General features: G+C 39.0%; 31 protein-coding genes. 21 read left to right on the top strand and 10 right to left on the bottom strand.

The genetic code is table 11. From position 1 onward, the window contains the following. The 13 genes from sufB (at position 1) to KJ678_01880 (ending at position 12131) form a co-directional block, all read left to right on the top strand. Positions 1-1392 carry a Fe-S cluster assembly protein SufB gene (gene sufB / locus KJ678_01940; GenBank protein ID MBU1016902.1) on the top strand — a complete coding sequence of 464 codons (1392 nt, stop codon included), beginning with the start codon at positions 1-3 and terminating at the stop codon, positions 1390-1392. A 9-nt stretch (positions 1393-1401) separates the two neighbouring features. Beyond that, on the top strand, positions 1402-1875 hold the full coding sequence (locus KJ678_01935; GenBank protein MBU1016901.1) for a SufD family Fe-S cluster assembly protein: 474 nt from the start codon (positions 1402-1404) through the stop codon (positions 1873-1875). A 5-nt stretch (positions 1876-1880) separates the two neighbouring features. Beyond that, positions 1881-3131 (top strand): cysteine desulfurase, encoded by a 1251-nt coding sequence (locus KJ678_01930; protein ID MBU1016900.1) that lies wholly within the window; start codon positions 1881-1883, stop codon positions 3129-3131. An 11-nt stretch (positions 3132-3142) separates the two neighbouring features. Next, positions 3143-3496: an iron-sulfur cluster assembly scaffold protein gene (locus tag KJ678_01925; protein MBU1016899.1), complete on the top strand. Its 354-nt coding sequence runs from the start codon at positions 3143-3145 to the stop codon at positions 3494-3496. Beyond that, positions 3486-4298 carry a hypothetical protein gene (locus KJ678_01920; GenBank protein ID MBU1016898.1) on the top strand — a complete coding sequence of 271 codons (813 nt, stop codon included), beginning with the start codon at positions 3486-3488 and terminating at the stop codon, positions 4296-4298. The genes KJ678_01925 and KJ678_01920 overlap by 11 nt, the downstream gene beginning before the upstream one ends. A 45-nt stretch (positions 4299-4343) precedes the next feature. Continuing rightward, positions 4344-4679 (top strand): hypothetical protein, encoded by a 336-nt coding sequence (locus KJ678_01915; GenBank protein ID MBU1016897.1) that lies wholly within the window; start codon positions 4344-4346, stop codon positions 4677-4679. Positions 4680-4797: 118 nt separating this feature from the next. Then, positions 4798-5853 carry a transcription termination factor NusA gene (gene nusA, locus KJ678_01910; protein ID MBU1016896.1) on the top strand — a complete coding sequence of 352 codons (1056 nt, stop codon included), beginning with the start codon at positions 4798-4800 and terminating at the stop codon, positions 5851-5853. Positions 5854-5888: 35 nt separating this feature from the next. Then, the gene (gene infB, locus KJ678_01905) at positions 5889-7397 is read left to right on the top strand and encodes a translation initiation factor IF-2 (protein ID MBU1016895.1); all 1509 of its coding nucleotides are present in this window, start codon (positions 5889-5891) and stop codon (positions 7395-7397) included. 193 nt (positions 7398-7590) lie between these two features. After that, on the top strand, positions 7591-8652 hold the full coding sequence (gene recA, locus KJ678_01900; GenBank protein MBU1016894.1) for a recombinase RecA: 1062 nt from the start codon (positions 7591-7593) through the stop codon (positions 8650-8652). Beyond that, positions 8642-9097 (top strand): recombination regulator RecX, encoded by a 456-nt coding sequence (locus tag KJ678_01895; protein ID MBU1016893.1) that lies wholly within the window; start codon positions 8642-8644, stop codon positions 9095-9097. The genes recA and KJ678_01895 overlap by 11 nt, the downstream gene beginning before the upstream one ends. A gap of 471 nt (positions 9098-9568) precedes the next feature. After that, complete coding sequence (rny, locus tag KJ678_01890; protein ID MBU1016892.1) at positions 9569-11047, top strand: ribonuclease Y; 1479 nt, start codon at positions 9569-9571, stop codon at positions 11045-11047. 1 nt (position 11048) lies between these two features. Beyond that, the gene (locus KJ678_01885; GenBank protein MBU1016891.1) at positions 11049-11855 is read left to right on the top strand and encodes a YmdB family metallophosphoesterase; all 807 of its coding nucleotides are present in this window, start codon (positions 11049-11051) and stop codon (positions 11853-11855) included. Between the two features lie 3 nt (positions 11856-11858). Further along, on the top strand, positions 11859-12131 hold the full coding sequence (locus tag KJ678_01880; GenBank protein MBU1016890.1) for an HU family DNA-binding protein: 273 nt from the start codon (positions 11859-11861) through the stop codon (positions 12129-12131). Between the two features lie 106 nt (positions 12132-12237). On the opposite strand, the gene hisS is transcribed toward KJ678_01880, so the two are convergent. The 7 genes from hisS to KJ678_01845 form a co-directional block, all read right to left on the bottom strand. Next, positions 12238-13449: a histidine--tRNA ligase gene (hisS, locus tag KJ678_01875; GenBank protein MBU1016889.1), complete on the bottom strand. Its 1212-nt coding sequence runs from the start codon at positions 13447-13449 to the stop codon at positions 12238-12240. A 141-nt stretch (positions 13450-13590) separates the two neighbouring features. Continuing rightward, positions 13591-15678 carry an elongation factor G gene (fusA, locus tag KJ678_01870; protein MBU1016888.1) on the bottom strand — a complete coding sequence of 696 codons (2088 nt, stop codon included), beginning with the start codon at positions 15676-15678 and terminating at the stop codon, positions 13591-13593. A gap of 249 nt (positions 15679-15927) precedes the next feature. Further along, on the bottom strand, positions 15928-16515 hold the full coding sequence (locus tag KJ678_01865) for an HNH endonuclease (protein MBU1016887.1): 588 nt from the start codon (positions 16513-16515) through the stop codon (positions 15928-15930). Next, positions 16512-17327, bottom strand: a complete 816-nt coding sequence (locus KJ678_01860) for a site-specific DNA-methyltransferase (GenBank protein MBU1016886.1) — start codon at positions 17325-17327, stop codon at positions 16512-16514. Before KJ678_01860 ends, KJ678_01865 begins: the two co-directional genes overlap by 4 nt. 116 nt (positions 17328-17443) lie before the next feature. Beyond that, positions 17444-17641, bottom strand: a complete 198-nt coding sequence (locus KJ678_01855) for a ferredoxin (GenBank protein MBU1016885.1) — start codon at positions 17639-17641, stop codon at positions 17444-17446. A gap of 83 nt (positions 17642-17724) precedes the next feature. Next, positions 17725-18822, bottom strand: coding sequence for a queuine tRNA-ribosyltransferase family protein (locus tag KJ678_01850; protein ID MBU1016884.1), 1098 nt, complete (start codon positions 18820-18822; stop codon positions 17725-17727). A gap of 35 nt (positions 18823-18857) precedes the next feature. Next, on the bottom strand, positions 18858-19247 hold the full coding sequence (locus KJ678_01845) for a hypothetical protein (protein ID MBU1016883.1): 390 nt from the start codon (positions 19245-19247) through the stop codon (positions 18858-18860). Positions 19248-19284: 37 nt separating this feature from the next. On the opposite strand from KJ678_01845, the gene KJ678_01840 reads away from it, so the two are divergent. Next, a complete protein-coding gene (locus KJ678_01840) occupies positions 19285-20157 on the top strand; it encodes an alpha/beta hydrolase (protein ID MBU1016882.1) in 873 nt (290 codons plus the stop codon). Between the two features lie 12 nt (positions 20158-20169). Here KJ678_01840 and KJ678_01835 read toward each other — a convergent pair whose 3' ends face one another. Genes KJ678_01835 through KJ678_01825 form a run of 3 tightly spaced genes read right to left on the bottom strand, consistent with a single transcriptional unit; the run spans position 20170 to position 21991 of the window. Then, positions 20170-20586, bottom strand: coding sequence for a hypothetical protein (locus tag KJ678_01835; protein MBU1016881.1), 417 nt, complete (start codon positions 20584-20586; stop codon positions 20170-20172). Continuing rightward, the gene (locus tag KJ678_01830) at positions 20570-21223 is read right to left on the bottom strand and encodes a hypothetical protein (protein ID MBU1016880.1); all 654 of its coding nucleotides are present in this window, start codon (positions 21221-21223) and stop codon (positions 20570-20572) included. The genes KJ678_01835 and KJ678_01830 overlap by 17 nt, the downstream gene beginning before the upstream one ends. 36 nt (positions 21224-21259) lie before the next feature. Continuing rightward, positions 21260-21991 carry a SurA N-terminal domain-containing protein gene (locus KJ678_01825; GenBank protein MBU1016879.1) on the bottom strand — a complete coding sequence of 244 codons (732 nt, stop codon included), beginning with the start codon at positions 21989-21991 and terminating at the stop codon, positions 21260-21262. Positions 21992-22112: 121 nt separating this feature from the next. Here KJ678_01825 and KJ678_01820 point away from each other — a divergent pair, with 121 nt between their 5' ends. The 7 genes from KJ678_01820 to KJ678_01790 all read left to right on the top strand — a co-directional run. Next, entirely contained in the window at positions 22113-22403 is a 291-nt protein-coding gene (locus KJ678_01820) for a BrnA antitoxin family protein (protein MBU1016878.1), read from the top strand. Positions 22404-22482: 79 nt separating this feature from the next. Further along, complete coding sequence (locus KJ678_01815; protein ID MBU1016877.1) at positions 22483-22698, top strand: hypothetical protein; 216 nt, start codon at positions 22483-22485, stop codon at positions 22696-22698. A 7-nt stretch (positions 22699-22705) separates the two neighbouring features. Continuing rightward, on the top strand, positions 22706-23089 hold the full coding sequence (locus KJ678_01810) for a retropepsin-like domain-containing protein (protein MBU1016876.1): 384 nt from the start codon (positions 22706-22708) through the stop codon (positions 23087-23089). Positions 23090-23109: 20 nt separating this feature from the next. Beyond that, entirely contained in the window at positions 23110-23655 is a 546-nt protein-coding gene (locus KJ678_01805) for a histidine phosphatase family protein (protein MBU1016875.1), read from the top strand. A 134-nt stretch (positions 23656-23789) separates the two neighbouring features. Then, the gene (locus KJ678_01800; GenBank protein MBU1016874.1) at positions 23790-24038 is read left to right on the top strand and encodes a hypothetical protein; all 249 of its coding nucleotides are present in this window, start codon (positions 23790-23792) and stop codon (positions 24036-24038) included. A 111-nt stretch (positions 24039-24149) separates the two neighbouring features. Then, positions 24150-24602 carry a retroviral-like aspartic protease family protein gene (locus tag KJ678_01795; GenBank protein MBU1016873.1) on the top strand — a complete coding sequence of 151 codons (453 nt, stop codon included), beginning with the start codon at positions 24150-24152 and terminating at the stop codon, positions 24600-24602. A 31-nt stretch (positions 24603-24633) separates the two neighbouring features. Next, a partial coding sequence (locus tag KJ678_01790) for a CoA-binding protein (GenBank protein MBU1016872.1) occupies positions 24634-25650 on the top strand: 1017 nt, incomplete at its 3' end.

Genomic DNA, 25650 nt, shown 5'->3' with positions numbered 1-25650 from the left:
ATGGTTAACTTAAATTTAGATAACTATAAATACGGTTTTTCCTACCCCGAAGAATATGTTTTTAAGTCCAAAAAAGGGCTTAATGAAGATATTGTAAGAGAAATATCTGCAATTAAAGACGAACCTTTGTGGATGCGCAAGTTTCGGCTTAATGCTTTGGATGTTTTTAAGTCGCTCCCTCTGCCTAACTGGGGGGGAGATTTATCCGGTATTAATTTTGATAATATTTATTATTATCTAAAACCCGCGCGGACCCAAGTTAAAAAATGGGAAGATTTACCAAAAGATATAAAAAAAACTTACGACCGTATTGGCATACCAGAAGCGGAACAGAAATATTTGGCGGGAGTTAAAGCTCAATACGAGTCAGAGATAGTTTATGGTTCCTTGCTTTCGGATTTGGAAAAGTGCGGGGTAATTTTTTTGAGTATGGATGAGGGGTTAAAAAAATACCCCGAACTTGTTAAAGAGTATCTTGGCAAGGCGATACCTTCCACAGACAATAAGTTTGCGGCTTTGAACTCTTGCGTTTGGAGCGGGGGATCGTTTATTTATATCCCTAAAAATGTAAAAGTGGCGTTACCTTTGCAAGCCTACTTTAGAATAAACGCCAAGAATATGGGACAGTTTGAGAGAACTTTAATTATTGCGGATGAGGGCAGTTTTGTCTCGTATTTAGAAGGTTGCACTGCGTCTATATATTCCACGGACTCTTTGCATTCCGCGGTGGTGGAGATTTTTGTTAAGAAAAACGCCCGCGTTCGTTACACCACTGTCCAAAACTGGAGCAAAAATGTTTATAATCTCGTTACCAAGAGAGCGTTCGTTTATCAAGACGGTGTTATGGAATGGGTGGATGGTAATCTGGGTTCTAAAATTACTATGAAGTATCCAGCGGTTTATCTTTTAGAAGAAGGCGCTAAAGGGATTATTTTAAGTATGGTGTTTGCAGGAAAAAATCAGCATCAGGACGCGGGGGGAAAAGTAGTTCATTTGGCAAACAATACATCTAGCCAAATAATTTCTAAATCTATAAGCAAAAATGGCGGACGGTCTAGTTTTAGGGGGCTAGTTAAAATTGCAAAAACTTCTGAAAATTGCAAAAGCAATGTTGTATGCGACGCTTTGATTTTGGATAAAAACTCAAGGTCGGATACTTACCCTCTTATGGATATTAAAGGAGAAAACCCACAAATTAGCCACGAGGCTCTTGTAGGGCGGATAAATGAGGAACAGTTGTTTTATTTAACAAGTAGGGGAATTCCAAAACAAGAAGCGGTAAGTATGCTGGTCAATGGGTTTATTGAGCCTATTGCCAAAGAATTTCCTATGGAATACGCAATGGAATTAAACAGTTTAATTTCGCTTGAGATGGAAGGCGGAGTAGGATAAAAAATTAAAATGACAAAATACAAATTCACAAATCCAAAAAAGGGGGAGAAAAAACTAAATCTGGAACTGAAAGAATCAGAGGAGGCTGTTTCTGTGGTGGAGACGATTGTTCTTAAAAAGAACGAGATGCTTAATGTGGACGCAACTGTTGTCCATAAGGCAAAAAATAGTTTGGCTAAGGTTCTGGTTAAAGCGGTGCTATACGATAATGCGGAACTTACCTTTAGAGGGAATGTAAAAGTGGAGAAAAATGTTACAAATTGCGACTCCAACTTGTCTTTGAAAGTTCTTTTGGTGGGGAGAGGTTGCAAAGTTATCGCAAGTCCCGCGCTTGAAATAGAGAATAATGATGTAAAATGTTCTCATAGTGTTTCTATTTCCAAACCGTCCGAGAAGGAAACTTTTTATTTAATGTCTCGCGGTTTAAGCAAGGTTTTTGCAGAAAACCTTATCGCGCAGGGATTTGTTAGGGTTGAACCCTAAAATATATGATAACTACAGTGAAAAAAGATTTTCCAATACTAAATAGAAAAATAAACGGCAAAAGACTTGTTTATCTTGACAATGCCGCCACCACCCAAAAGCCCCGTGTGGTTGTGGACGCTATTTCGGATTTTTATCTAAACCATAATGCAAACATCCATCGGGGAATTCATACTTTAAGCGAAGAGGCCTCGAAAATGTTTGATGGGGTATATAAAAAAACCGCCCACTTCATAAATGCCCATTCTCCAAACGAAATTGTTTTTACATCGGGTACGACAATGGCGATAAATATGGTGGCCGTCTGCATAAAAAATGGGAGGTTTTGGAAGGATGATGGAGAAATTATTATAACCGAAATGGAGCATCACGCGAATATCCTTCCCTGGATGAATGTTTTGAGCAAGGAGAGGAATATTTTTGGTTTAAGCAATGTTAAAAATTTAAAAATTGTGCGTATTAGAAAAGACGGAACTTTGGATTTGGACCATCTTAAGTCCTTACTTAACAAAAAGACAAAAGTGGTTGCGGTTTCCCACATATCCAATGTTTTGGGCACCATAAATCCAATTAAAGATATTGTCCGTTTAGTAAAATCCCGTTCTTCCGCGCTTATTTTAGTTGATGGGGCGCAAGCTGTTCCTCATACCAAAATAAATGTCCAGAATTTGGGTTGCGATTTTTACGCCTTTTCTTCCCATAAAATGCTTGGTCCTCTTGGGGTGGGGGTTTTATGGGCAAAGGAGGATATTTTGAAAAAACTGCCCCCCGTCTTTTTTGGCGGAGGAATGATAAAAGAGGTGTATTTTGACAAAGCGGTATGGGCAGACCTACCCGATAAATTTAACGCCGGCACTCCGGATATTGCGGGAGTGATAGGATTTGGCGCGGCTTTGGATTATTTGGAAAAAGTAGGAATGGATAAAATAGAAGAATACGAAAAAAGCTTGGTTTCTTATTGTATTGATAAGCTCATACCCACACCCGGTGTGGGTATGTATGGACCAAAGGATGTTTCTAAAAGAAGCGGGGTAATTTCTTTTAATGTAATGGGGATTCATCCTCACGACTTAGCAAGCGTTTTGGATTCGGAAGGGATAGCAATAAGAAGCGGGCATCATTGCGCTATGCCTTTGCACCAACGGCTGTGTTTGTCCGCAACTGCCCGGGCAAGTTTTTATTTGTATAATAATAAAGAGGATGTGGATGCGTTGATTGAAGGCATAAACAAAGCGAAGAAGATATTTAATGTTTGAGGTTTAATGCAATGTACAAAGAAGAAATTTTGGAACATTTTAAAAATCCGCATAACAAGGGTATTATTAAAAACCCCTCTTTAGGTGTTTTAGAAAAAAATTTGTTGTGCGGAGACACCATAGAATTAACTTTGGATATTAAAGATGATAAGATTAAAGACATAAAGTTTAACGGGAGTGGGTGCGCGTTGGTTACGGCGTCCGCATCGCTTTTAACGGATTATTTAAAGGGAAAGAGTGTTAAAGTTCTTGATAAAATTGACGACAAGTTTGTTTTGAATTTATTGGGAGGAGAGATAACTCCCGCTAGAATTGGTTGCGCTCTTCTTCCATTAAAGGCGCTAAAGAAAATCAATGCATCCTGAAAATTTTGTTTCTCTTGTAACCAAAAAAGAAAAATTCGGCACGCGGTTTTTTATTATGGACTTTTATTTTGTGAGCGAGAAAACTGTGGAGCTTGCTCCGCAGATGAGAGCGGATTTCCCTCGCGAAGCGAGCAAAAGAAGATACTGCGCGGCTTGCCGCGCAGAGCTTCATTTGGAAAAACCAAAAGTGTTGGAATTTACCGCGGGTCAATATGTATCTGTGGATGTTGGAGGCGGGGTGAGAAGAGCGTACTCCATAGCAAGTTCTCCGAGCGAAAAAAACAAAATTGAGCTTTGTGTGGATTACAGCACTAAAGGACCTGGCGGACAGTTTTTTAGGGATTTGAAAGTGGGGGATTTTGTTAATTTTATAGCGCCTTTGGGGTTTTTTGTTCTGCCCGCAAAAATAAATTTGGATACCACTTATTATTTTTTGGCAACGGGTTCTGGTATTGCTCCCATAAAAAGTCATATTCTTAATTTGTACGAAAGGGCACCCAATGCCAAATCTGTTCTTTATTTCGGCACGAAGTTAAAAGAGGATATTTTATATAAAGATGTTTTTGAGAGTTTGGAGAAAAAATACCCCAACTTTAGGTATGTTGTAACCATTTCTCGTCCCGATAAAGATTGGAAAGGGAACACGAAATACATTCCCGAACTTTTTGAAAAGGATTTAGACGAGGTAAAGAATACGGAAATTTTTCTTTGCGGAAATCCCGCGATGATGCAGGCGGTATTGGGGTTTCTTAAAACCAAAAAAGTTTCCGAAACCCAAATCCATTTGGAGAAATACCTTTGAATTTGGCTAAAGAGCACCCTTTGTAAAATATGTTATTATGTGGATATGAAATTTATGAGAAGTAAAAAACCGTTATCCTTAGAATTTGTTGGGTTCTTGCAAGCTTTGGGTCTTGTTTTTTATTGCGGGTTGGTAAGCTTACTTTTTTGGCAAGGAAACAACTTGTTTGGAAATACGCCTAACTATTGGGGCCCTGTTCTATTCCTTATTATTTTTTCTTTTTCCGCTCTTGTTTGCGCTTTAGTAACATTGGGTTATCCCTTCTTCATTTTTTGGGAAGAAAAGAAAACTAAAAAAGCCCTAAAACTTGTTAGTCTTACCGCCCTTTGGTTATTGGTCTTTATTCTCCTTGGACTTATCCTAGCTTTGATTTCTAAATAGGGATAATCCCGTTTGGGATTATCCCGAATTGCGACCCGAATTGCGGATTGACGCGGGGAGTTTGTTTTGATACAGTTACAATTGTAGGGTAAGATTAAACTTACCTCTTTTTTTAATTATGGCTATAACAGAATTTAACGCGGCTTTAAATCAAGTTGCCTCGGAACGGGGAATTTCCTCCGAATCTGTAATTAATTCCATAAAACTAGCTCTGATATCCGCCTATAAAAAGGATTTTCCCGGTGTTCCCACTGACGATATTGACCCGCAAGTGGACGCCTTAACCGGGGAAGTTCATATACTGGTTGCCGGAAAAGACGCTACCCCGCCCGGATTTGGCAGAATCGCCGCTCAAACCGCAAAACAAGTAATTTTGCAGAAAATAAGAGAAACCGAAAAACAAACCATTATTGAGGACTACAAAAAGAAAATAGGTCAAATAGTTTCGGGATACATTTTTAGAGTTGACAGAAATGTGGTTATTTTGGACTTGGGCAGGGCGCAAGGCGTTATGCCGGTTAACGAGCAAGTGCCTACCGAAACATATCTGGCTAACCGAAAAATTAAAGTTTTAGTTAAAGAAATTGCGCAGGGACCAAAAGGTGATGAGGTTATAGTTTCAAGGAGTACTCCCAAATTTATTGAGGCGCTGTTTACCCAAGAAGTTCCAGAAATATCAAGCGGAGCTGTTAAAGTAGAAATTATAGCGCGGGAAGCGGGTAGTCGAACCAAAATGGCGGTTTCTTCCTCTGACGAAAGAGTGGACCCGGTTGGAGCTTGCGTGGGTCAAAAAGGGGTTAGAGTTCAAACCATTGTTTCGGAACTTGGGGAAGAAAAAATTGACATCATAAGTTTTAACGAGGATATAGGTAAATTTATAATCGCTAGCCTTTCTCCTGCCAAAGTGGTGAGTATAAAAGTTGACGAGAAGAGAAGAGAGTCGGAAGTTGTAGTTCCCGACGACCAGCTTTCGCTAGCTATAGGAAAAGATGGTCAAAATGTTAGGCTTGCCGCAAAATTAACCGGCTGGAAAATAGATATAAAAGGTGACGGCAGTGGCGTGGAAAAGAAAGAAGATAGCAAAGACAAGGAAAAGGTTGTGAAAGAGAAGGCAAAATCCTCTAAAGTTAAAAAGGATAAGAAGGTTAAAAAAGAAAAAAAAGAGAAGAAATAGGAAATTCATTGGGGTCTGACCCCTTAAACTCTAATATGACTCCACAAACCAGCGGGAATTTAATAGAGAAACCACCTGTCATTACCATAATGGGTCATGTTGACCACGGAAAAACTACTCTCCTTGATTATATTCGCAAAACTAAAATAGCCGAAAAAGAGGTTGGGGGAATAACTCAGAAAATAGGGGCTTATCAAGTTGAAATTAAAGACAAAAAAATTACTTTTATTGATACCCCGGGGCATGCCGCTTTTGCTAAAATGCGCGCTATGGGGGAAAAGGCGGCGGATATTGTTGTTATAGTTATAGCGGCGGGCGAGGGAGTTATGCCGCAAACTCTTGAAGCTATTGATTTGGCAAAATCTTCTAAAACCCCTTATATAATCGCTTTTAACAAAATGGACTTGCCCGGAGCGGATATAAATAAGGTAAAAAAACAGCTTGCGGACAATAATATTTTGGTAGAAGGTTGGGGTGGGGATGTTTCCTGCGCGGAAATCTCGGCTAAAACGGGAAACGGTGTGGACGCTTTGCTTGATTTGATACTTTTAGTAGCCGAAATTATGGAACTTAAGGCGAATACTGCGGAACCTTTTTATGGTGTGGTTATAGAATCGGGAAAGGACCCCAAAAAGGGGGCGGTATGCACGGTTATAGCTAAAACTGGTAAGCTTTCTGTTTCCGATATGGCGTATTCTCAAGATGGCCAGAAAACCAAAATTAAAGCTCTAATGGATTTTAGAGGCAAGCGTGTGAAAAAAATTTTGCCGGGGGAACCGATGGAGGTTTTAGGTTTTACCAAACCAGTTAAACTGGGCGCGGTAATAAGCGCCGACCCTAACTTTTTTAAATCAGAAAGTTTTGCGCAGATGGGGAAAACCGCGTCCGCTAAGGAAATCAAGAGTGGTGGAAAGACCCTTAATATAATAATAAAAGCGGATACGCGCGGGTCTTTAGACGCTATAAGGTCCACTCTTTTAGCGCTAAAAAAAGAGGATACTTTTATAAACATTCTGCAAGAAGGAGTAGGTCCTGTTTCGGAATCGGATGTTTTGTTTGCCATCTCTTCTCGGGCTGTCATATTAGGTTTGAGCGTACCTGTTCCCAGGAATGTTTTAGATATGGCAAAATCAGCAAAAGTTATAATTAGAACCTACAAAATAATCTATCGGTTATTTGAAGATATAGAGGGGGCGTTAGATGGTTTATTGGAGCTTGCGGAGGAAAAAATTAAGGGTAGGGGGGAAGTTATTGCCAAATTCAAGCTTCCCAAAAGCGGGGATATTGTGGCGGGATGCAAGGTTTTGGCGGGAAGATTAAAGGTTAAGGATAAAGTTTGTGTATGGGAGAGTTTGGAGGATTTGAAAAAATCCAAAGAAGTAAAAGAAGATGGGGAGTTAAAGCCACTATACTCCGGGAGTATAAAGAATTTGAAAATAGGAAGAAACGAAGTTAATGTTGCCGGAAAAGATAATGAGACGGGGGTTTTTCTTTTTCCGCAGTTTCCCGCTATAAAGGTGGGTTTTATTTTGGAGATTTTGTAGTTTAAGCGCCGATGTTCCAAGTTTATACCCCGTCATTGCGAGGCTTGTCCCGAGCGTAGCGAGGGAACTAGACAAAGCAATCTTGGTGAGATTGCTTCGTCGTCACTTCGTTCCTTCTCGCAATGACGATGGGCAACCCTCTAGTCAGAAAGTTTCCCTTTACAATAATTCCTTTGGGATATATTATAATTTTATGGAGAAACAAAGTGAAAAAATCCAAGCTCTTCAAAGCGCGTTAAGTCAAATAGAAAAAAATTTTGGAAAAGGCGCCATAATGAAACTTGGAGACAGTCCTAAAAATCGTGAAATGGATGTTATTTCCACCGGTTCTATAGCGCTTGATTTGGCGCTGGGTGTTGGTGGAGTTCCCAGAGGAAGAATTGTGGAAATATTTGGTCCTGAAGCTTCGGGCAAAACGACTCTAGTTCTTCATATAATTTCCGAAGCCCAAAAAAATGGCGGAACTGCCGCTTTTATAGACGCGGAACACGCTTTGGACCCCTTGTACGCCAAAAGGATTGGGGTGGATGTAGCTAATTTGCTTATTTCCCAACCAGATACTGGAGAACAAGCTTTAGAGATTGCCGAAACATTAATCCGTTCGGGAGCGGTGGATGTTGTGGCTATAGATTCGGTTGCGGCTTTAACCCCGCGGGCGGAAATTGAAGGCGATATGGGAGATAGTTTTATGGGCTTGCAGGCGCGTCTTATGAGCCAAGCTCTGCGAAAAATCACCGCCGCAGTTTCGCGCAGTAACACCACAGTTATATTTACAAACCAGTTAAGGGAAAAAATAGGCGTTATGTTTGGGAACCCAGAAGTTACTCCGGGAGGTCGCGCGCTAAAGTTTTATTCCTCCGTTAGGATGGAGATTCGCCGGGTGGAAAGTATTAAAGATGGAAACACTTTTTCGGGAAACAGGGTTAAGGTTAAGGTGGTTAAAAATAAGGTGGCTCCCCCGTTTAGAATTGCGGAATTTGACATTATGTTTAATGAAGGTATTTCTAAAGAAGGTAATTTAGTTGATGTGGGAGTGGAGTTTGAGGTAGTTAAGAAAAGCGGTTCGTGGTTTATATACAATGGAAATAATCTTGCGCAGGGCAGAGAAGGCGCCAAAAATTACCTGCGAGAGAATAAAAAAATTGCCGAGGAAATAGAGAAGAAAATAAGAAACTTGGTTGTTAAAGGAGGTGTGGCTACTCCTATTGAGATAGGCGAGGATGCGGAGGCGGCGTTAATAGACGATGGAAAATAATTCTCTTTTTAATAAGGTTTTAAGATACATTTCAATTAGACCCCGAAGCGAAAAAGAAATATCCAGTTACATCAAAGAAAAACTTTATAAAAAAAAATCTCCAGAAGAAATTGAAGGCGCCACTTTAAAAATTATAAAAACGCTTGTGGATTTAAATTTGATTAATGACGAAAATTTTGCGAGAAGTTTTATAGAGTGGCGGCTTATTAGTTCAAACCCTAAAGGTTTTAGAATTATTAAAAGCGAGCTTTTTGTTAAAGGGGTGAATAAGGATTTAGTGGAGGAGCTTTTGGAAGATGCGGAATATAAGGATATGGAAAAAGAGGCTGTAAAGAGGGTGATTAGTAAAAAGTCTAAAAGTTATAAAGACAAGAGGGTACTTAAAAATTATCTTCTCTCCCGCGGTTTTTCATACAATTCCCTAGAAACGGCGTTGGAGGATTAGCAAGTATATCCTCTGCGTCATTGCGAGGAGCGAGCCGTAGGCGAACGACGAAGCAATCCCACTCACTCGTCATTCCAGCGAAAGCTGGAATCTAGGAAAGGAATGTCTGGATTCCAACTCGTAGGTTGGAATGACAAGGAAGATTGCTTTGTCCCCTTCGACAAGCTCAGGGTTCCCCTTCGACAAGCTCAGGGTTCCCCTTCGACAAGCTCAGGGTTCCCCTTCGACAAGCTCAGGGTTCCTCGCAATGACGGTGTGTCAATAACCATGAGTAGTTACAAGTTTCTCTATAGGTGTCCAGCGCATTCATTTGACTATTTACCCCAAAACCTTTAATATCACCATAACATTTAGTTTTTTGTGGTTTTAAGGAAAATGCGGAAATTAAGGTCTTTAATTAAAAAAGTTACCTTTACGAAGCGGTTGTCGCGTTTCTAATTTCCTTTATTCCTTTTAACGCTTTTATTTCTTATGAGTAACATTTTTGCTACCCTCTCAAGCATTTTTCTTGGCAGAAAAGATAAATCTTTTGATAAAAAGAAAGAAGATCCTCTCCTTGCCGCCAAAACAGAAGCTAAAGAAATTATAATCTCCGCAAAAGAAGACGCCTTAAAAATTAAAAAATCAGCGGAAGACGAGGTTAGGAAAATTCGATTAAATTTAAGCGATATGGAAAAAACGGTGGAACAGCGGTCTAATCGTGTAGAGCAAAAGGAAGCGGATCTTGGGGAAAAAGAAAAAGGTTTGGAAGAGTCCATAGCTTTTAATAAAAAAAAGACGGAAGAAATAGACGAAATCCGCGCCAAGCAAGTGGATAGGCTTGAAAAAGTATCTGGGTTTACAAGAGAAGAAGCTAAAAAAATAGTTCTAGAAGCGGTGGAAAATAAACTTGCCGACGAGATTGGCAAAAAGGTGCGGGAGGCGGAGGAGAAAATAAAAAAGCAATCGGATGAAATTGCCAAAGATATTATTTTAGACGCAATGCATACAGCTTCTACCGATTATGTAGTGGAATACACCATTTCAAAAATAAAATTGGCGGAATCCGATATGAAAGGGCGAATAATAGGAAAAGAGGGCAGAAATATAAGAGCGTTTGAAGAGGTTACCGGGGTTACTCTTGATATGGACGACGACACTCCAAACGAAGTGCGAATTTCCTGCTACGACCCAGTAAGACGGGAAGTGGCAAAAATCTCTCTTGAACGACTGCTTGCGGATGGGAGAATACAACCTGCGAGAATAGAGGAAGTGGTTGAAAAAACTAAAACCGAGTTAGAACGAATTATGTATAAAGAAGGCGAAAATTTAGCCTCGCGATTTGGTATTTATAATCTTCCTAAAGAAATAATAGCTCTCTTGGGAAGATACAAATATAGATACTCTTACGGTCAAAATATGATTGAACATACTATGGAAGAAACTCAAATGGGAGTAAAAATAGCTAAAGAGCTAGGTGTAAATGTGTATCCTGTAAAAGTGGCGTGTTTACTCCACGATATTGGAAAGGTATTAACGGACGAGGAAGGTAGCCATTTGGAGCTTGCCGAAAAACTTCTTAAAAAGTATCAGTTTCCTGATAATATAGTTAAAGCGGTAGCGGAGCATCATACGGATAAACCAAGCAATATGGAGGGAATTATTGTGCAAGTTGCCGACAGTATTTCTGGAGCGAGACCTGGCGCGAGATATGTTGATTTGGGCGACTATGTAAAAAGAATGAAAGATTTGGAAGAGGCGGCGCTTGGTTTTAAGGGGGTGGGAAAAGCTTTTGCCGTTTCGGCGGGCAGAGAGCTTAGAGTTATAGTTAAACCGGAAGAGGTTTCAGATGAAAAAGCGGTAAAGTTGGCGCACGACATTGCCGAAAAAATTGAGAAGGAGCAAACCTATCCCGGCACGGTTAAAGTTTTGGTAATTAGGGATTTGCGGGTTTCGGAAATAGCAAAATAAGATGAAAATACTTTTTATTGGAGATATAGTTGGCAGTTTAGGTCGCCGTACTATAGCAAATCTATTGCCAACCATAAAAAAAGGTGATAATATCAGCCTGTGCATTGCCAATAGTGATAATATCGCTGGCGGAAGGGGCGTTACAACAGCCACTTTAAGAGAACTGCTCAATTGTGGCGTGGACTTTTTTACAAGCGGAGACCATATTTTTGGTATAAAGGGATTTGAAAATGAAATTAACAATCTACCGTTTATTATTAAACCCGCAAATTTTACAGCCGATTCTCCCGGAAACGAATATGGTATTTTAGACCTAGGAAAACTGGGCAGATTTGGCATTGTTAGTTTGCTGGGACGCACTTTTATAGAAACAAATAGAAATAGTGAATGTCCGTTTAAGGCGATGGATATGGTTTTGGCTAAACTTGAGAAAGAAAAATTAAACGGAATTTTTGTGGATTTTCATGCCGAAGCGACAAGCGAGAAGGTGGCTATGGCGTATTATTTGGATGGCAGAGTGTCCGTTCTTGTGGGTACGCATACGCATATACCCACCGCGGATAACAGAATTATGCCCGGGGGAACGGCGTTTGTTAGTGATTTAGGTATGGTCGGGGCGCTTGATTCGGTTTTGGGAGTACAAAAAGAAATAATACTTAATAATTTTGTTTCGTCTTTGCAGAAAAAATTTGTTTGGATGGATGAGGGACCCGCGATTTTTAATAGTGTGATTGTGGATTACCACGAAAAAACCGGCAAGGTGAGGAATATTGAAAGAAAAGATAGGATCTTGGAAGGGGGTGAATAATAAATGACAAAGACACAATTAGTAGATATGGTTGCCGAAGTTTCTGGAACAACCAAAGCCGCCGCGGGAAGGTCCGTGGATGCAGTTGTTGAGAGTGTTACCAAAGCTCTTGCAAAAGGTGAAAAGGTTGTATTAACTGGATTCGGCACTTTTGAAGTTCGTCGCAGAGCGGCAAGAATGGGAAGAAACCCCCAAACAGGGGCTCCTCTTCACATCGCCGCTACCAAAACTCCAGCTTTTAAGGCGGGTAAAGCGCTAAAAGATGCTGTGAGGTGAGAAAAGAAAGCCATATAAATGGCGCTAGTTCTTTTCTCTAAAGAATGAAAGTCCCTCCGCCTACGGCGGGGGGACTTTTTGTGGTTTTTGTCCTTACTAAAAAATTTTATTGGGAAATTTGCGTAAGTATATTTTCTATAGTGTCGGTTTTTTGCTCTTTGGTGGTTAAGTTTTTTATAGTAACCAAGTTTTTTTCCGCCTCGTTTGGTCCTATTATTATTGCGTAAGGAATTTTCTTTTTATCCGCGTATTTAAGCTGTTTGTCCAGCCTAGTGTTTTCATAAGGGTATAATTCCACATTTATTAAATTGTCCCGCAAATATTTTGCCGTTTTAAGGGAAGTTTCAAAAAAATCCTCCGAGAATACTGTAACCAAGACTCTAGTGGAAGTTTTAATGTTGGGTATAAGTCCAAACTGTTCCATAGCTTCTAGGGTTCTATCAAACCCAAGTGCAAAGCCGGTGCCGGGTATGTCCGTTCCGGATATATTTTTGGCTAATTTATCGTATCTTTCTCCGCCAAGAACCGAACCCGCTAAAAATTCTGGTATCACTACTTCCCAGATGGGTCCTGTGGAGTAAGAAAAGGAGCGGATTATGGTTGGGTCAAAAGCGAATTGTTTTTTGTTAAATCCGTACGCGTCTAAATAATTTAGAATGGTTTTTATAGTCTCATTTGGTTTTATATTGGCAATATAGTCCAAATATTTTTTGGAATTTTCTCCAAACCCTTTTTTGATAAGCTCGGCAGAAACAGCGTCTTTACCTATTTTGTTTAGTTTATCCAAAGAAACAAGAGCTTTATAGGGAATATCTTTTAAAAGTGCGCGGTCATTAATTAAGACCTTTGCGTTTGAAAACCCTAAATCTTTGTAGACATCTAAAGACAGAGCGATAACTTCGGCATCGGCAATTGGCGATTTTACGCCAAAAATATCCGCGTCGCATTGCAAAAATTCGCGGTACCGCCCCTTTTGAGGTTTTTCGGCTCTAAAGGCGGGCTGAATTTGGTATCTTTTAAATGGCATAGGAAGTGTTTGGGAATATTGTCCCACTAGTCTGCAAGCGGGAACAGTTTGGTCGTATCTTAAAGCCACCTCTCTTTTTCCTTGGTCTTTAAATTTGTAAAATAGTTTTTCATCCTCGCCTATTTGGTTTTCAAAAAGTTCTAAAGGTTCCAAGGTTGGGGTTTCAATAGGGTCATAGCCCCATTTTTGAAATGTGGCGGATATTTTGTTCTTTAACCATTCTCGTTTTAATGCGTTTTCGGGCAAAAAGTCCCTAAACCCCTTTAATGTTTGTATTTTATTCTTTTGCATACCTCCACTTTACCACTTTTTCTATCGTCATTGCGAGGAGGAATGGAATGACGACGAAGCAATCTTAAGGGGTTCCCCCGCTCTGGGCGGGTCAGACTTCTAAAAGGTGTTATTCAAATAGTAGGGTACCCCTTCATTCCTTTATCTTTTTATCTCTCTTTTGGCGATATTTTCAATTAAATTAACGGGGATTTCCTCGTAGTGGCTGGGTTCCATAGTAAATGACGCTCTGCCCTGCGTTAAGCTCCTTAAAATTGTAGAGTAACCAAACATAGTGGACAAAGGAACAGACCCGTACACTATTTTGACATTATTTTTAGTTTCGGTGCTTTCAATTTTGCCTCTACGGCTAGATAAATCTCCTATAACTTCCCCTAAAAATTCTTCGGGCGTGGTAACCGCCACTTTCATTATCGGTTCAAGCAAAGACGGTTTAGCCTTTTTGCAAGCTTCCCTAAAAGCTTCCCTCGCGGCAAGCTTAAACGCAATTTCGCTTGAGTCTACTTCGTGAAAAGACCCATCGTACAAAGCCGCCAACACATCAACCACAGGGTGTCCCGCCAAAACACCGTTTTCTAAAGCTTCGCGGATACCTTTTTCCACACCGGGAATATACTCTTTTGGTATTGACCCTCCAACAATTTCATCTTTAAAAATAAAACCTTCTCCTTTCTTTAGAGGTTCAATTCTAATATAAACATGTCCGTATTGCCCCCGCCCCCCCGATTGGTGAATATATTTTCCTTCTTGACGAACAATATCGTTAATAGTTTCTTTGTAGGCAACTTGAGGCGCGCCCACATTCGCCTCAACGCTAAATTCCCTTTTCATTCTATCAACCAATATTTCCAAATGCAGTTCTCCCATACCGGCTATTAATGTTTGACCCGTATCCACATTCGTTCTTATCTTAAAAGTAGGGTCTTCCTCCGCCAATTTTTTTAACGCCACACCCAACTTTTCTTGGTCGGCTTTAGTCTTCGGTTCTATGGCAACGGATATAACAGGCTCGGGAAATTTAATAGATTCAAGAATAATAGGCTTATCCTCAAAACACAAAGTATCTCCGGTAAAAGTGTTTTTAAGTCCACCTGTCGCTCCAATCTCTCCCGCAGAAATCTCTTTAAGCTCCTCCCGATGGTTTGCGTGCATTAACATAATTCTCCCTATTCTTTCCCTTTCGCCTTTGGTGCTATTTAAAACATAACTTCCCGCCGTTAATTTTCCGGAATAAACCCTAAAATATGTAAGTCTGCCCACATAAGGGTCGGTTTGAATTTTAAAAGCAAGCGCCGCAAAAGGTTCTTTTTCGTCAACAAGACAAGGTTCTTCGGCATTAGTTTTAGGATTAATCCCCTTAACAGGCGGAACATCTAAAGGCGAAGGCAAAAAATTAATTACCGCATCCAAAACAAGTCTTGCCGCAATACCCCTACCATCCCCACCCATAACTCCAAAAAAATCTCCCGCTATAACCGCCTTTCTTATAAGACTAGTTAGTTCTTCCTGCGAAAAAGTGTCGCCTTCGGACAAATATCTTTCCATAGCAGAATCGTCATATTCAACCACTTTTTCAACAAGTTTATTCCTATATTTTTTGGCTTGTTCAAGCATATCGTTTGGAATATCCTCTTTGGCAAAATCGTCCGCGCGCAAATCGGAGTAGGTATAAGCTTTCATTGAGACAAGGTCAACAGCGCCTTTAAGTTCTTTTTCAAAACCAATAGGCAATTGAAGGAGGTATGCGTTTTGAGAAAGCCTTTCTTTTATAGACTCAAAACTTTTATAAAAATCTCCACCGGTCTGGTTAATTTTATTAATAAAACAAATTCTCGGTACTTTGTATTTATCCGCTTGCCTCCAAACTGTTTCGCTTTGGGATTCAACCCCCATTTTCCCGTCAAACACCACAACCGCCCCGTCCAAAACCCGCAAAGACCTTTCAACCTCGGCGGTAAAATCCACATGCCCTGGGGTATCTATAATATTTACGCGATAGTCTTTCCAAAAACAAGTGGTGGCGGCGGAAGTTATAGTTATGCCTCGTTCCCGTTCTTGTTCCATCCAGTCCATTTGGGTATCGCCGGAATCTATCTCGCCAATTTTGTGAGTTTTACCGGTATAATACAAAACACTCTCGGTAGTGGTGGTTTTACCGGCGTCAATGTGCGCTATTATTCCAATATTTCTTATCCGTTCAAGCGGATATTTTTTAATGAGTTCAGGCATAATGCATAGCAAAATTACCAATTTAACGCTATGGTGTCAATAAGGATTCCACAAGGTTTGGGGTTTTAAAGGGGTTTCCTTTGAAAAAGGAGACTCCTTCGTTTATTTATAATTCCTAACTTAAAACTACCTTTGTAAGATGGTAGATGAATCTTCCCCTGCCCACGGTGGGGATTGCTCAGCAAGGAATTACAGCAAACCACCTGCATAAGCTGGTGGTTGTTGATAAATATTTTTTGTTGTTCGTATTTATCTTTCCCAAACAATGTGTCCATTAATACCATATTTTTCGTAGGTTTCTAATACATCAGCGCAAAACTTTTTTAAGTTTTCGTTACCCTCACTTTTTGCCAATTCGTATAGACGGATAAACATTTTCTTCCCGGTTTCCGTCTGTTTAAGAGTTTTCTTTATAAAATTATGTTGAGCGCACAAAGTTTGCCCATTCTCCATTACAGATTTTCCACCAAGATATTTTGGTTTAATATGGTCAATTTGGAGTTCTATACCTTCTCTTATTCCACGCCCACAAACAACGCATTTATACCCGTCTCGCTTCAAAATATATTCTTTTTGCTCAGATGTAAAATCTTCTAACTCTCTTTGTTTAACCGCATCGGGATCATAACGATAAATTCCCTTTTTAACTTTTACCAAAAATTCAATCTCGTGTAAATTCCTAATTGACCTCCAAGTGTCTCTTGGTTTCTTATCATAAAGTCGTTTATATCTAGTTTCTACCCAATCAACAACTGGGCCATGCGACATGTCCTCTTTCGGGTGTGCCTTAAAATATTCAATAAGCAGATCTTTAATTGATTTATTCTTTTTCTTCATATTGAAGTTAACAAACTTGATTGTTTTATTTTTGCTTCTTGTTGCAAACGTTTTATTGCTATATCACAATAATCTTTATCAATATCAACGCCAATTCCCTTTCTATTGTGCAGATAGGTAGCGATAAGCGTTGAACCACTGCCCAAAAATGGATCTAAAACCGTATCCCCAATAAAACTAAATAACTTTATACATCGTCTTGGCAATTCAATTGGAAATGGCGCGGGGTGGCCACCCGCCCCTTTTTTGCTTTGACCAGGAAATGTCCAAACACCATTTGTCCACCCCATAAATTCTTGCTTTGTGATGTCATTTTTTCTACTTCCGCCAGTTTTTTTCCAGCTATCTTTATACAAAACCAAAATCAATTCCACAGGCGCTATCACATAAGGGGCGGAAGCGGACATGAATGAGCCCCAAGCAGTGCGGCGGGATATGTTTCCTTCGTTCCAAATGATTGTTGAGTGATATTTCCAACCGATATCTTTTGCGATTTTTGTAATATCTGCACCAACCGATTTCTGACCCCCTTTATTTTTATCAAGTGGAATGTTCAGTAAAAAACGTCCTTCGTTTTTCGCTAAATCAAAAACTTTTTTAATCCATCTTTCAGTAAATTCTAAATAATCTTCATAGGTTAAATTGTCAGTATGAGAATTATAATGAATGTCCACATTATAAGGCGGGGAGGTAATAATTAAATCCACAGAATTATTTGGAACAGACCCGATTTTTAGAATATCGTCGTTGTAAATTAAAATGTTTTCATGTTCAAAGAAAGGAACACTACTTGATATTGGTAATGGACTCATAACTCTTATCTAAAAACCCAAATAACAACCGCGCTTACTTTATCAATTATAATTTATTCAACCCTATACTTTAATATAGGTTAAAGGGTAGAAAAAGTAAGGTTTCCAACCAATTCTCACTCCTCCACAACTTCTATTACACTAGTAGGGCAGAGAGAGGCGGCGAGTTTTACCTGCCCAAGAATTTTTGGGTCGGTTAAGTCGGGTTCCTTTTTTAGGTTAACAATCCCGTCTTTTAACTCAAAAATATCCGGAGCTACGCTTACGCAACTTCCACATCCTATACATTTTTCTTTGCGCAAAACTATTTTCATATTCTAATAATACCAAATCATTAGCCGGACACAATAGGGGTCTGACCCTTTTAGGGGCAGACCCCTAACTACCCCCAATCTATCTAACTAACCACAGTATTATCGCGAAGGACTTGTATAAGCTTTGTGTAGGTTCTTAGATTATGAATTGTGGCTAAACGATAAGCCAAGGTATCCTTTATATTAAAAAGATGGTGCAAATAAGCTCTGGAAAAGTTTTGGCATACAAAACAATCGCAATTTTCACCGATTGGACGAGTATCTCTTCTATACATTTCCCTATTTATATACAAAAACTGATGAATTTTAGGGTTTCTTAAATCGGCTAAACTCTTTGGCTCCCAAGCAAAGTTGTATAACCTTTTATGCCTGCCGTCTCTTGTGGGTAAAGTACAATCAAAAATCTGCCACCCCATTTCAAAACAGTTAACAATTTCAACAGGCGCGCCAACGCCTAAAGCAAATTTTATAAATTTGTTGGGAATTAGTTTTGCAATATAATCGGAAATATCAAGGTCCAACTCATCCTCTTCATTTACCACATATCCCCCAAACCCATATCCGTCAAACCCGATTTCCAAGAGCTTTTCTGCGCAATATTTTCTTAAATCCTTATTTAACCCTCCTTGTATAACCGAAAAAAGCAAGGGACGGGAGTTTTTATCCATTTCATTTTTTTCAATAAGTTTCAGATAATGCTCTTTGCTTTTTTTCGCCCACAAAACAGTTCGTTCCACACTTTCCTTTATTTGAGAAACGGAAGCGTCGGGCGGGGTAAAATCATCCAAACAAATTATTACATCAGACCCAATTCCAAATTGAACCTCAATGGATTTTTCGGGTGAAAACAAGGTTTTCTTTTTAGCGCCAAGAGTAAAAGTTACCCCTTTATCCGTTATAGTTCCCAAACTTTTGCTTCTATGGATTAGAGAAAATATTTGCCAACCGCCAGAATCCGAAGTTACCAACCCTTCAAAACCCATAAACTTTTTTATGCCTCCAAACTTTTTAAGGACGGAAACTCCCGGATTGGTCATTAGGTGATAAGTGTTCACAACCACACCTTCAACTTGAGCATTCTTTAAATCCAAAGCGTCCGCTGATTTTACAACCGCTCTTGTAGCATCTGGTAAATATATGGGAAGAGAATAATCTTTACCTTTAATTCGTATTTTTTCCATAAACTAGATTTTACCATTTTAATAGCGTGTGGTACCTAGTATCCGATATTTAGTATAAGGAGTTTCCTTTGAAAAAGGAGACTCCTTTGTAAATACTGCATACCTTTCATTAAGGTACGCAAAATGTTATATTGAACTAGACGCAAAATTGTTGCCACATCAGTGGCGTCCGTCCGATAAAATTTTCCATCCGCCGCCTCAAATTTCAGTTGACGACAATTTGACACCGACTCATTACCCTCTTTTTTAAGCCTTTCTTTAAGCTTATTCCAATATTTTCGAGCAGTTTGATAATTTGGCTGTTGAACTAACACCCGAATAATATCCACCACCGAAAAATACCATTTTTCCTCTTTCTCGTCATAGTGTCGACGAATTTTAAAGTTCTCAAAAATTGCGATTTCTTTGTTATTTTTTTTCTTCATATTCAATATAGTATAGCATTTAGTATATACGCTAAAAATGCTATATTGGATTAAACACACCATGACAGAAAACAGTTGGAAAGAAAAGTTTATAAAAGTCTCCGATATGAATATCCGCTATCTAACGGCAGGTTCCGGGTTTTCCTGTATTCTTGTACACGGATGGCCCCTCTCTTTTGAGCTACCTTTCCCTTTTCTAGATTTAGGCAAAGATTATTTTAAAATCATTGCCGTAGACCTCCCCGGCTTTGGTTCGTCCGACAGACCTAACTTCAAGGTAAGTGTGAAAAATTACGCAAATTTTCTAACCGAGTTTTCAAAAGTTTTAGAGCTAGCAGAACACGCTATAGTTGGATGGTCACTTGGAGGAATGATTGCTATAAAATATACGGCCATAAACCATCGCAAGATCAAAGCGCTAGTTATATGCGGAACAGCGGCGGTTGGAAAACAAGCCGCAACTAGAACAATAAGAACAATTTACAGATTTTTGAGCTTCTCCGTAAAAAACATCCTGCCAATTAAAAACCTTCTACAAAAAGCGGTCTCTAGCGACAAACTCATATTGGAACTTTGGAAAAAAGTTACACCCCCAAGTAATTTTAACTCCGCCGAAGAAGACCCTAGTATCCGCCACTTGAGGAATTTACCTATAACTTTTAGCAAAGAAATATTAGACGCAGGATTCAGAGCGGATTTAACGAAAGAATGTAAAAGCTTAAAGGGCATCTCTACGCTTATTCTTGCTGGAGAGAAAGATAACCTTATGACAGTATCTTGTAGCGAGAAAATTGACAATCTGATAGGAAATTCCAAATTTCTTATTGTGCCAAGGGCGGAGCATTGGAATATTCTAAACGACAATAGCAATCAGTTAATTATAGATTTTATCAAAGGGAGAGTTTCCTAAAACCCCTACAAATTACTGGAGAAGATTTTCTAACCCTTCCAAGTCTTTATCTATATTATCAATCAAAGTGTTATCCAAATCCTTTTGGATATCTCCTATCTCCGTAGAAGTACCCTGCTTATTTAACTCCACAATCTGTTCATCGGGGACAGAAGCGGGGGCAGGCACCGACTTTGTAATCACAGGCTCCACAACAGGAATTTCTACAGCTTTGGGTTCGGGGGCGTACTTTAAAACTATCAAAATAGTGGCTACCGTTAGCGCAAGCACCACAATTAATCCCACAATAATAAAAAGACGAGTTTTTGGCCTTTCCATCACCACAGGAGCGGGAGTTTTTTCCTCCGGGACAGATGGCGCAACGGGACTTTCAGGCATTTGCCCTAAAGATATTTTTTCTGGTTGAGTTATACTATTGTTCTGTTCCATTTGCGGGTTTTAAAACTAAAGACCTTAAATCCAAAACTATCTTTTTTAAATCTTCCTGAATGGTTTTCAAAACAGCTTTCTGCTCTTTTAGAGTATCTCTAACTTCTTTTATTACCCCTGTTATCTCGTCCCCCGAAGAAGATTCATTTATAGGCTCAATCTTGGAAATAGTAGTTTCCAAAACACCTTTTACAGCGCTTAATCTGTTTTTTACGGCTAACAAGGAAATTTCAATAGAAGAGGTGTCTGCGCCTTTGGCTTTTTCTATCTGTATTCTGGCTTCTATTCTCGCCACCATATTTTCGTACCTTGATATAGCCGCCAAATACCTCTTTCCAACCACCCCAACATTAGCTCTTACTCGCGTCATTACTTGACTTCTAATCTCTACTCTTTTTTGCGACCAAGCATCTTTTTTCTCGGCAACCGCCTCTTTAAAAGTATTCATTAACTCCGTTTTTTCTCCGGCGTTCTTTACTTCATTTTTTATCTCGTTATTTCCAACAGAGGTAGTGTTAGCGGGATTATTTCCGGGGGAAGCATTCTGCGCAAAGCAAAACGACACAGTTATAACAAAAAACAACAACGATACTGGGAGTGTTAAAAACAATTTGTTAAAGCAGGCTACAAATCTCATTACAAGATATATTTTTCCACAAGTAGTATGTCCTTGTCAATCCCCAACTTTAAATTCATCCACAAAATATTTTATGGAAGCGGAAGTTTTAATATCCGCAAGCCATTTTTGCACTTCGGAAGAAAACTTTTGGTTTGCCAAAAAATCTCTCACCTGCGCTTTTAGGTCGTCCAAATTGCTATCTTCAGGAAAGTTGGATTTGTTATCTTCCATATATTTTGTGATTTCCTCCTCTGTAACCTGGGTTTTATCCGCCAATATCTTTTCTAACCTCTTCTGAAGAACAATCTGCTCAATAAGGTCGGTTCTAGTTAAACCCTGCAAAGAAAGGGCAGATTCCAAAGTTAGATTTTGGCTTTTTAAATTCTCTTCTATTTTTTGTATTTCTGTATCAATTTCGCTTTGGGCAATTGTTATATTCTTATTCTCTGCGGCCTGGTTAATTAGAATCCTTGTAATTACGGAATCGAGCGCCTGTTTCCCACCTTGCTTTTCCAACTCTTTTATAAACTCTATCCTGCTTATAGGTTTTCCATTAACCATTGCCACCACAAATAAGCTTTTATATTGATAAAAAAGCGCGCCAATTACTAAAACAGCGAATATGGAAACGGCAACCTTAAAAAATTTGCTTTTGGACAGTTTTGGCGTTCCTAACACAACCTCCTCTTTAACCTTTTTTATTTCAGGAGATATTTGGGCGAGGGGGTTTTTCACCATTTTGGAAGGAATTTTTTTGCTTTTGGTTTCTTTATTTTCTTTAGGCATATTTAAATAATACATACAATTTTCAATAAATCAAATAGTAAATTTTAAATATTGACAAACAGAATAGAAAAAATTAGAGTTATTTCGGCAAGAATTGCCCATAAAAACGAAAGGAATTATTATGAAAAAAAACTTAAAGAAAATTCCAAAATTTAATAGCGAAGAGGAAGAAAGAAAATTTTGGCAAAAGGTGGATTCTACCAAATATGTGGACTTCTCAAAAATGGAAAAAGCCACTTTTCCAAATCTAAAACTAACAAGCAAGCCGATTACTCTGCGATTGCCTAATATTTTAATAGAAAGAATAAAGACCAGGGCGCATATAATGGATGTTCCTTACCAATCTTACATAAAACAAATTCTGTATAAACACGAGCTGGCAAACACCGCTTCCCGTCTTGGAAACAGGTAGATTCCAACAAAGAACGGATCTATCCCTATTTAACTTATGTTTGACTTCATCTTCGGGTTTTTGTTAAGATTAAATCACTATGAAAAAAGTAAATACCCCCACTAAAAATATGGGTAAATATGCTGGAAAATGGGTAGCGATTGATCCTCAAAAAGAGCGCATTATCGCTGTAGGGGCAACTTTGAAAGACATTTCTCCTTTGGTATCCGGCAAAGCTGGGGAAGAGCAAAAAATAAAAGCATTTTCGTTTAAAGTTCCCCGCAAAGACGAGGGTCCGTATGTTTTAATTTCTTGATAATCAAATGGTCAACTTCCCGTACCAAAAGAACGCCCAAGATGCTTATTTCCCCATTATTGATTTTTTAATCTACTCTAAAGATAAAGTTCATAGAACTTCAGCGTTAATTGATTCTGGAGCAACCATTTCTGTTTTTAAAGAGGATATAGCCGGCCAACTAGGAATAACAATTGAGAAGGGTTCCGAAACTTATCTGGGAGGGGTCGGCGGTAGAATCAAAGGATACATCCACAAACTAGAGGTAGAAATTGCAGGAAAAAGGTTTATCTGTCCTGTGGTTTTTTCTTACGAATATCTGGTCTCATTTAATTTGCTAGGAAGAGATGCGTTTTTCAAACAATTCAGAATTATTTTTGAGGAAGAGAAAAATCTGCTGGCGCTTGAATAAATTTCTGATAAAATACCATTATGGCAGTCAACATAACATACTTTGTTCACGGAACAACCACAGACAACGAAAAAGAGATATCCTCCGGCTGGTGCGATGTTGAACTCTCTGCCCTTGGCGTTAGGCAATCAATTACCCTTAGGGACCAAATAAAAGATAAAAGATTTGATATTGTCTTTTGTTCCGATTTAAAAAGAGCCGTTGATTCCGCAAACCTAACCTTTAAAGATTTTGTAAAGATTATCCCCGATAAGAGGTTAAGAGAATGCAATTATGGAAAGTACAATGCGCGTCTTTTGGAAATTGTTGAGCCAATGCAAAAAAAGTGTATTACAGAAAGATTTCCTGAAGGCGAAAGCTATGAAGATGTTAAAAATAGAATTGCTGATTTTCTTGAATTTCTAAAACAAAATTTTGATGAGAAGAATGTTGCGATTGTGGCGCATAAAGCTCCACAACTAGCGCTGGATGTTTTAATAAAAGGAAAAACATGGAAAGAATCGTTTGCGGAAGATTGGCGAAAGAAAAAGGCGTGGCAACCCGGATGGGAGTACATCCTCAATTAGAGATTCAATTAGGGATAGACCCAGTTTGGTTCTATCCCTATTTAACTTATGTTTGAATTGCCCCACTCAAACTAAGATTCAGCGCCCGTCAAAAAACCTTGTAAAATTGCTCCAAATATATTAGTATTATAAACATGACAAACAAATATCTTCAAAAACAACTTGAATATTTCAAAGCTAGCCAGGGAAAACTTGTAAAAAGTTATGGGGGCAAGTTTCTCGTTATCAAAGATAAAAAAGTTCAAGGTGCATACGATACGGAAATAGAGGCTTATATAAATGCTAAAAAAGTGTTTGAACTTGGTACTTTTTTAATTCAACAGTGTCTCCCGGGCGAAAAAAGCTATACCCAAACATTTCACTCCCGGATAGCGTTTTCTTAATCCATGCGCCATCACGCATTCACTTCTCGTTATAACAACTTAGTACGAGTGTTATCTAATAAAGTAGGGGTGTGCCCTCCAATTATTCCAGAGAAAGAGAAAACACAACAGATGAAATTCAGGGAATACCTCGCAATATGGGATACCGGCGCAACTCATTCTGCTATAACAAAAAAGGTTGTAAATGACTTAGGACTGTTACCAACAGGGGTAAGAGAAACAAGACATGCTGGAGGGAGGTCTTCAAATAATACTTACCTTGTCAATATTGCATTGCCGAATAAGGTGATGGTCCCCAATGTGCGTGTAACGGAAATACAACTAATCCCTGATGACGATATATCTGATACGCAACAACCTCAATTATTGATAGGTATGGACATAATTGGTCTTGGCGATTTTGCCGTTACCAATACAAATGGAAAAACAACCTTTTCTTTCAGAATTCCCTCTGTAAAGGAAATTGATTTTATACCAGAAGCCCAAGAAAACAATGTTATGGAAAAGGGCAATAGAAAAGAACGGCGCGCCTTTCAAGCAAAGAAAAGAAAAGGAAGGCTTTGACATACCATCCAAATTAAAATAAACTAATAATATGCCCCGCGATTTAACAACTTTTTTTTACCCTAAATCCATCGCCGTTATCGGCGCTTCCCGCTCCCCTCAAAAGGTGGGAAATATCATCTTAAAAAATATCATAAATTCAAAATTTAAAGGAAAAATTTACCCAGTAAATCCAAACACAGACAGAATAGACAACTTAAAATCATATAAGGACATCAAAAACCTTCCTGAAACGCCCGAACTTGCAATTCTCGCTGTCCCCTCTTTATCCGTTTTGGATATACTAAAACAATGCGGGGATAAAAAAATTAAAAATGTTGTGGTGGTGGCGGCGGGATTTAAAGAAACGGGTTCTGCGGGCGCCAAGTTAGAAAAAGAGTTAACTGAAATAGCTAACAAATACCAAATAAATCTTCTGGGACCTAACTGCCTCGGATTTGTAAACAACAACTGCCCCATTAACGCTACTTTTGGGGAACTCCTTAAAGAGCAAGGGAACTTGCGTTTTATTTCCCAATCGGGAGCAATCGCCACTAGCCTTTTTGACTGGAGCAATGAGATTGGACTTGGAATAAGTTGTTTTGTAACTTTAGGCAACAAAGCCATTTTAAACGAAAATGATTTTTTGGATTATTTTGAAAACGAGCAAAAAAACACCCTTTTTTCCTCAAATCAGAAAGGTTTGTCCGCAGTAAACCCCATAGGAATGTATTTGGAATCCATCTCAAACGGAAAAGAGTTTTTAAATAAAATAGCCAAAATATCTAAAGAAAATCCAATTTTTATTCTTAAACCGGGAAAAACCAAAGCATCCGCTCAAGCAATGCTTTCCCATACCGGAGCCATTGCGGGCAGTGACGCTGTTTTAGACGCTGTTCTTAAACAAGCGGGGGCTATTCGTTGTGAAACTATGGAAGATTTTTTTGATTTAGCAAAAGTCTTTTCATGGGAAAATGCGCCCAAGGGACCCAAAATTGGAATTGTTTCAAACGCCGGCGGTCCCGGAGTAATAAGTAGTGACGCTATAGAAACTTACGGATTGGAACTT

The organism is Patescibacteria group bacterium, from assembly GCA_018817085.1.
Classification (GTDB): Bacteria; Patescibacteriota; WWE3; order CG2-30-40-12; family CG2-30-40-12; genus CG2-30-40-12.
This window is presented reverse-complemented; position numbering and strand designations above follow the sequence as displayed.

Bases quoted from the DNA above. Each gene is read 5' to 3' on its own strand.
- sufB (MBU1016902.1), top strand. From the start codon at position 1: ATGGTTAACTTAAATTTAGATAACTATAAATACGGTTTTTCCTACCCC.
- KJ678_01935 (MBU1016901.1), top strand. From the start codon at position 1,402: ATGACAAAATACAAATTCACAAATCCAAAAAAGGGGGAGAAAAAACTA.
- KJ678_01930 (MBU1016900.1), top strand. From the start codon at position 1,881: ATGATAACTACAGTGAAAAAAGATTTTCCAATACTAAATAGAAAAATA.
- KJ678_01925 (MBU1016899.1), top strand. From the start codon at position 3,143: ATGTACAAAGAAGAAATTTTGGAACATTTTAAAAATCCGCATAACAAG.
- KJ678_01920 (MBU1016898.1), top strand. From the start codon at position 3,486: ATGCATCCTGAAAATTTTGTTTCTCTTGTAACCAAAAAAGAAAAATTC.
- KJ678_01915 (MBU1016897.1), top strand. From the start codon at position 4,344: ATGAAATTTATGAGAAGTAAAAAACCGTTATCCTTAGAATTTGTTGGG.
- nusA (MBU1016896.1), top strand. From the start codon at position 4,798: ATGGCTATAACAGAATTTAACGCGGCTTTAAATCAAGTTGCCTCGGAA.
- infB (MBU1016895.1), top strand. From the start codon at position 5,889: ATGACTCCACAAACCAGCGGGAATTTAATAGAGAAACCACCTGTCATT.
- recA (MBU1016894.1), top strand. From the start codon at position 7,591: ATGGAGAAACAAAGTGAAAAAATCCAAGCTCTTCAAAGCGCGTTAAGT.
- KJ678_01895 (MBU1016893.1), top strand. From the start codon at position 8,642: ATGGAAAATAATTCTCTTTTTAATAAGGTTTTAAGATACATTTCAATT.
- rny (MBU1016892.1), top strand. From the start codon at position 9,569: ATGAGTAACATTTTTGCTACCCTCTCAAGCATTTTTCTTGGCAGAAAA.
- KJ678_01885 (MBU1016891.1), top strand. From the start codon at position 11,049: ATGAAAATACTTTTTATTGGAGATATAGTTGGCAGTTTAGGTCGCCGT.
- KJ678_01880 (MBU1016890.1), top strand. From the start codon at position 11,859: ATGACAAAGACACAATTAGTAGATATGGTTGCCGAAGTTTCTGGAACA.
- hisS (MBU1016889.1), bottom strand. From the start codon at position 13,449: ATGCAAAAGAATAAAATACAAACATTAAAGGGGTTTAGGGACTTTTTG.
- fusA (MBU1016888.1), bottom strand. From the start codon at position 15,678: ATGCCTGAACTCATTAAAAAATATCCGCTTGAACGGATAAGAAATATT.
- KJ678_01865 (MBU1016887.1), bottom strand. From the start codon at position 16,515: ATGAAGAAAAAGAATAAATCAATTAAAGATCTGCTTATTGAATATTTT.
- KJ678_01860 (MBU1016886.1), bottom strand. From the start codon at position 17,327: ATGAGTCCATTACCAATATCAAGTAGTGTTCCTTTCTTTGAACATGAA.
- KJ678_01855 (MBU1016885.1), bottom strand. From the start codon at position 17,641: ATGAAAATAGTTTTGCGCAAAGAAAAATGTATAGGATGTGGAAGTTGC.
- KJ678_01850 (MBU1016884.1), bottom strand. From the start codon at position 18,822: ATGGAAAAAATACGAATTAAAGGTAAAGATTATTCTCTTCCCATATAT.
- KJ678_01845 (MBU1016883.1), bottom strand. From the start codon at position 19,247: ATGAAGAAAAAAAATAACAAAGAAATCGCAATTTTTGAGAACTTTAAA.
- KJ678_01840 (MBU1016882.1), top strand. From the start codon at position 19,285: ATGCTATATTGGATTAAACACACCATGACAGAAAACAGTTGGAAAGAA.
- KJ678_01835 (MBU1016881.1), bottom strand. From the start codon at position 20,586: ATGGAACAGAACAATAGTATAACTCAACCAGAAAAAATATCTTTAGGG.
- KJ678_01830 (MBU1016880.1), bottom strand. From the start codon at position 21,223: ATGAGATTTGTAGCCTGCTTTAACAAATTGTTTTTAACACTCCCAGTA.
- KJ678_01825 (MBU1016879.1), bottom strand. From the start codon at position 21,991: ATGCCTAAAGAAAATAAAGAAACCAAAAGCAAAAAAATTCCTTCCAAA.
- KJ678_01820 (MBU1016878.1), top strand. From the start codon at position 22,113: ATGAAAAAAAACTTAAAGAAAATTCCAAAATTTAATAGCGAAGAGGAA.
- KJ678_01815 (MBU1016877.1), top strand. From the start codon at position 22,483: ATGAAAAAAGTAAATACCCCCACTAAAAATATGGGTAAATATGCTGGA.
- KJ678_01810 (MBU1016876.1), top strand. From the start codon at position 22,706: ATGGTCAACTTCCCGTACCAAAAGAACGCCCAAGATGCTTATTTCCCC.
- KJ678_01805 (MBU1016875.1), top strand. From the start codon at position 23,110: ATGGCAGTCAACATAACATACTTTGTTCACGGAACAACCACAGACAAC.
- KJ678_01800 (MBU1016874.1), top strand. From the start codon at position 23,790: ATGACAAACAAATATCTTCAAAAACAACTTGAATATTTCAAAGCTAGC.
- KJ678_01795 (MBU1016873.1), top strand. From the start codon at position 24,150: ATGAAATTCAGGGAATACCTCGCAATATGGGATACCGGCGCAACTCAT.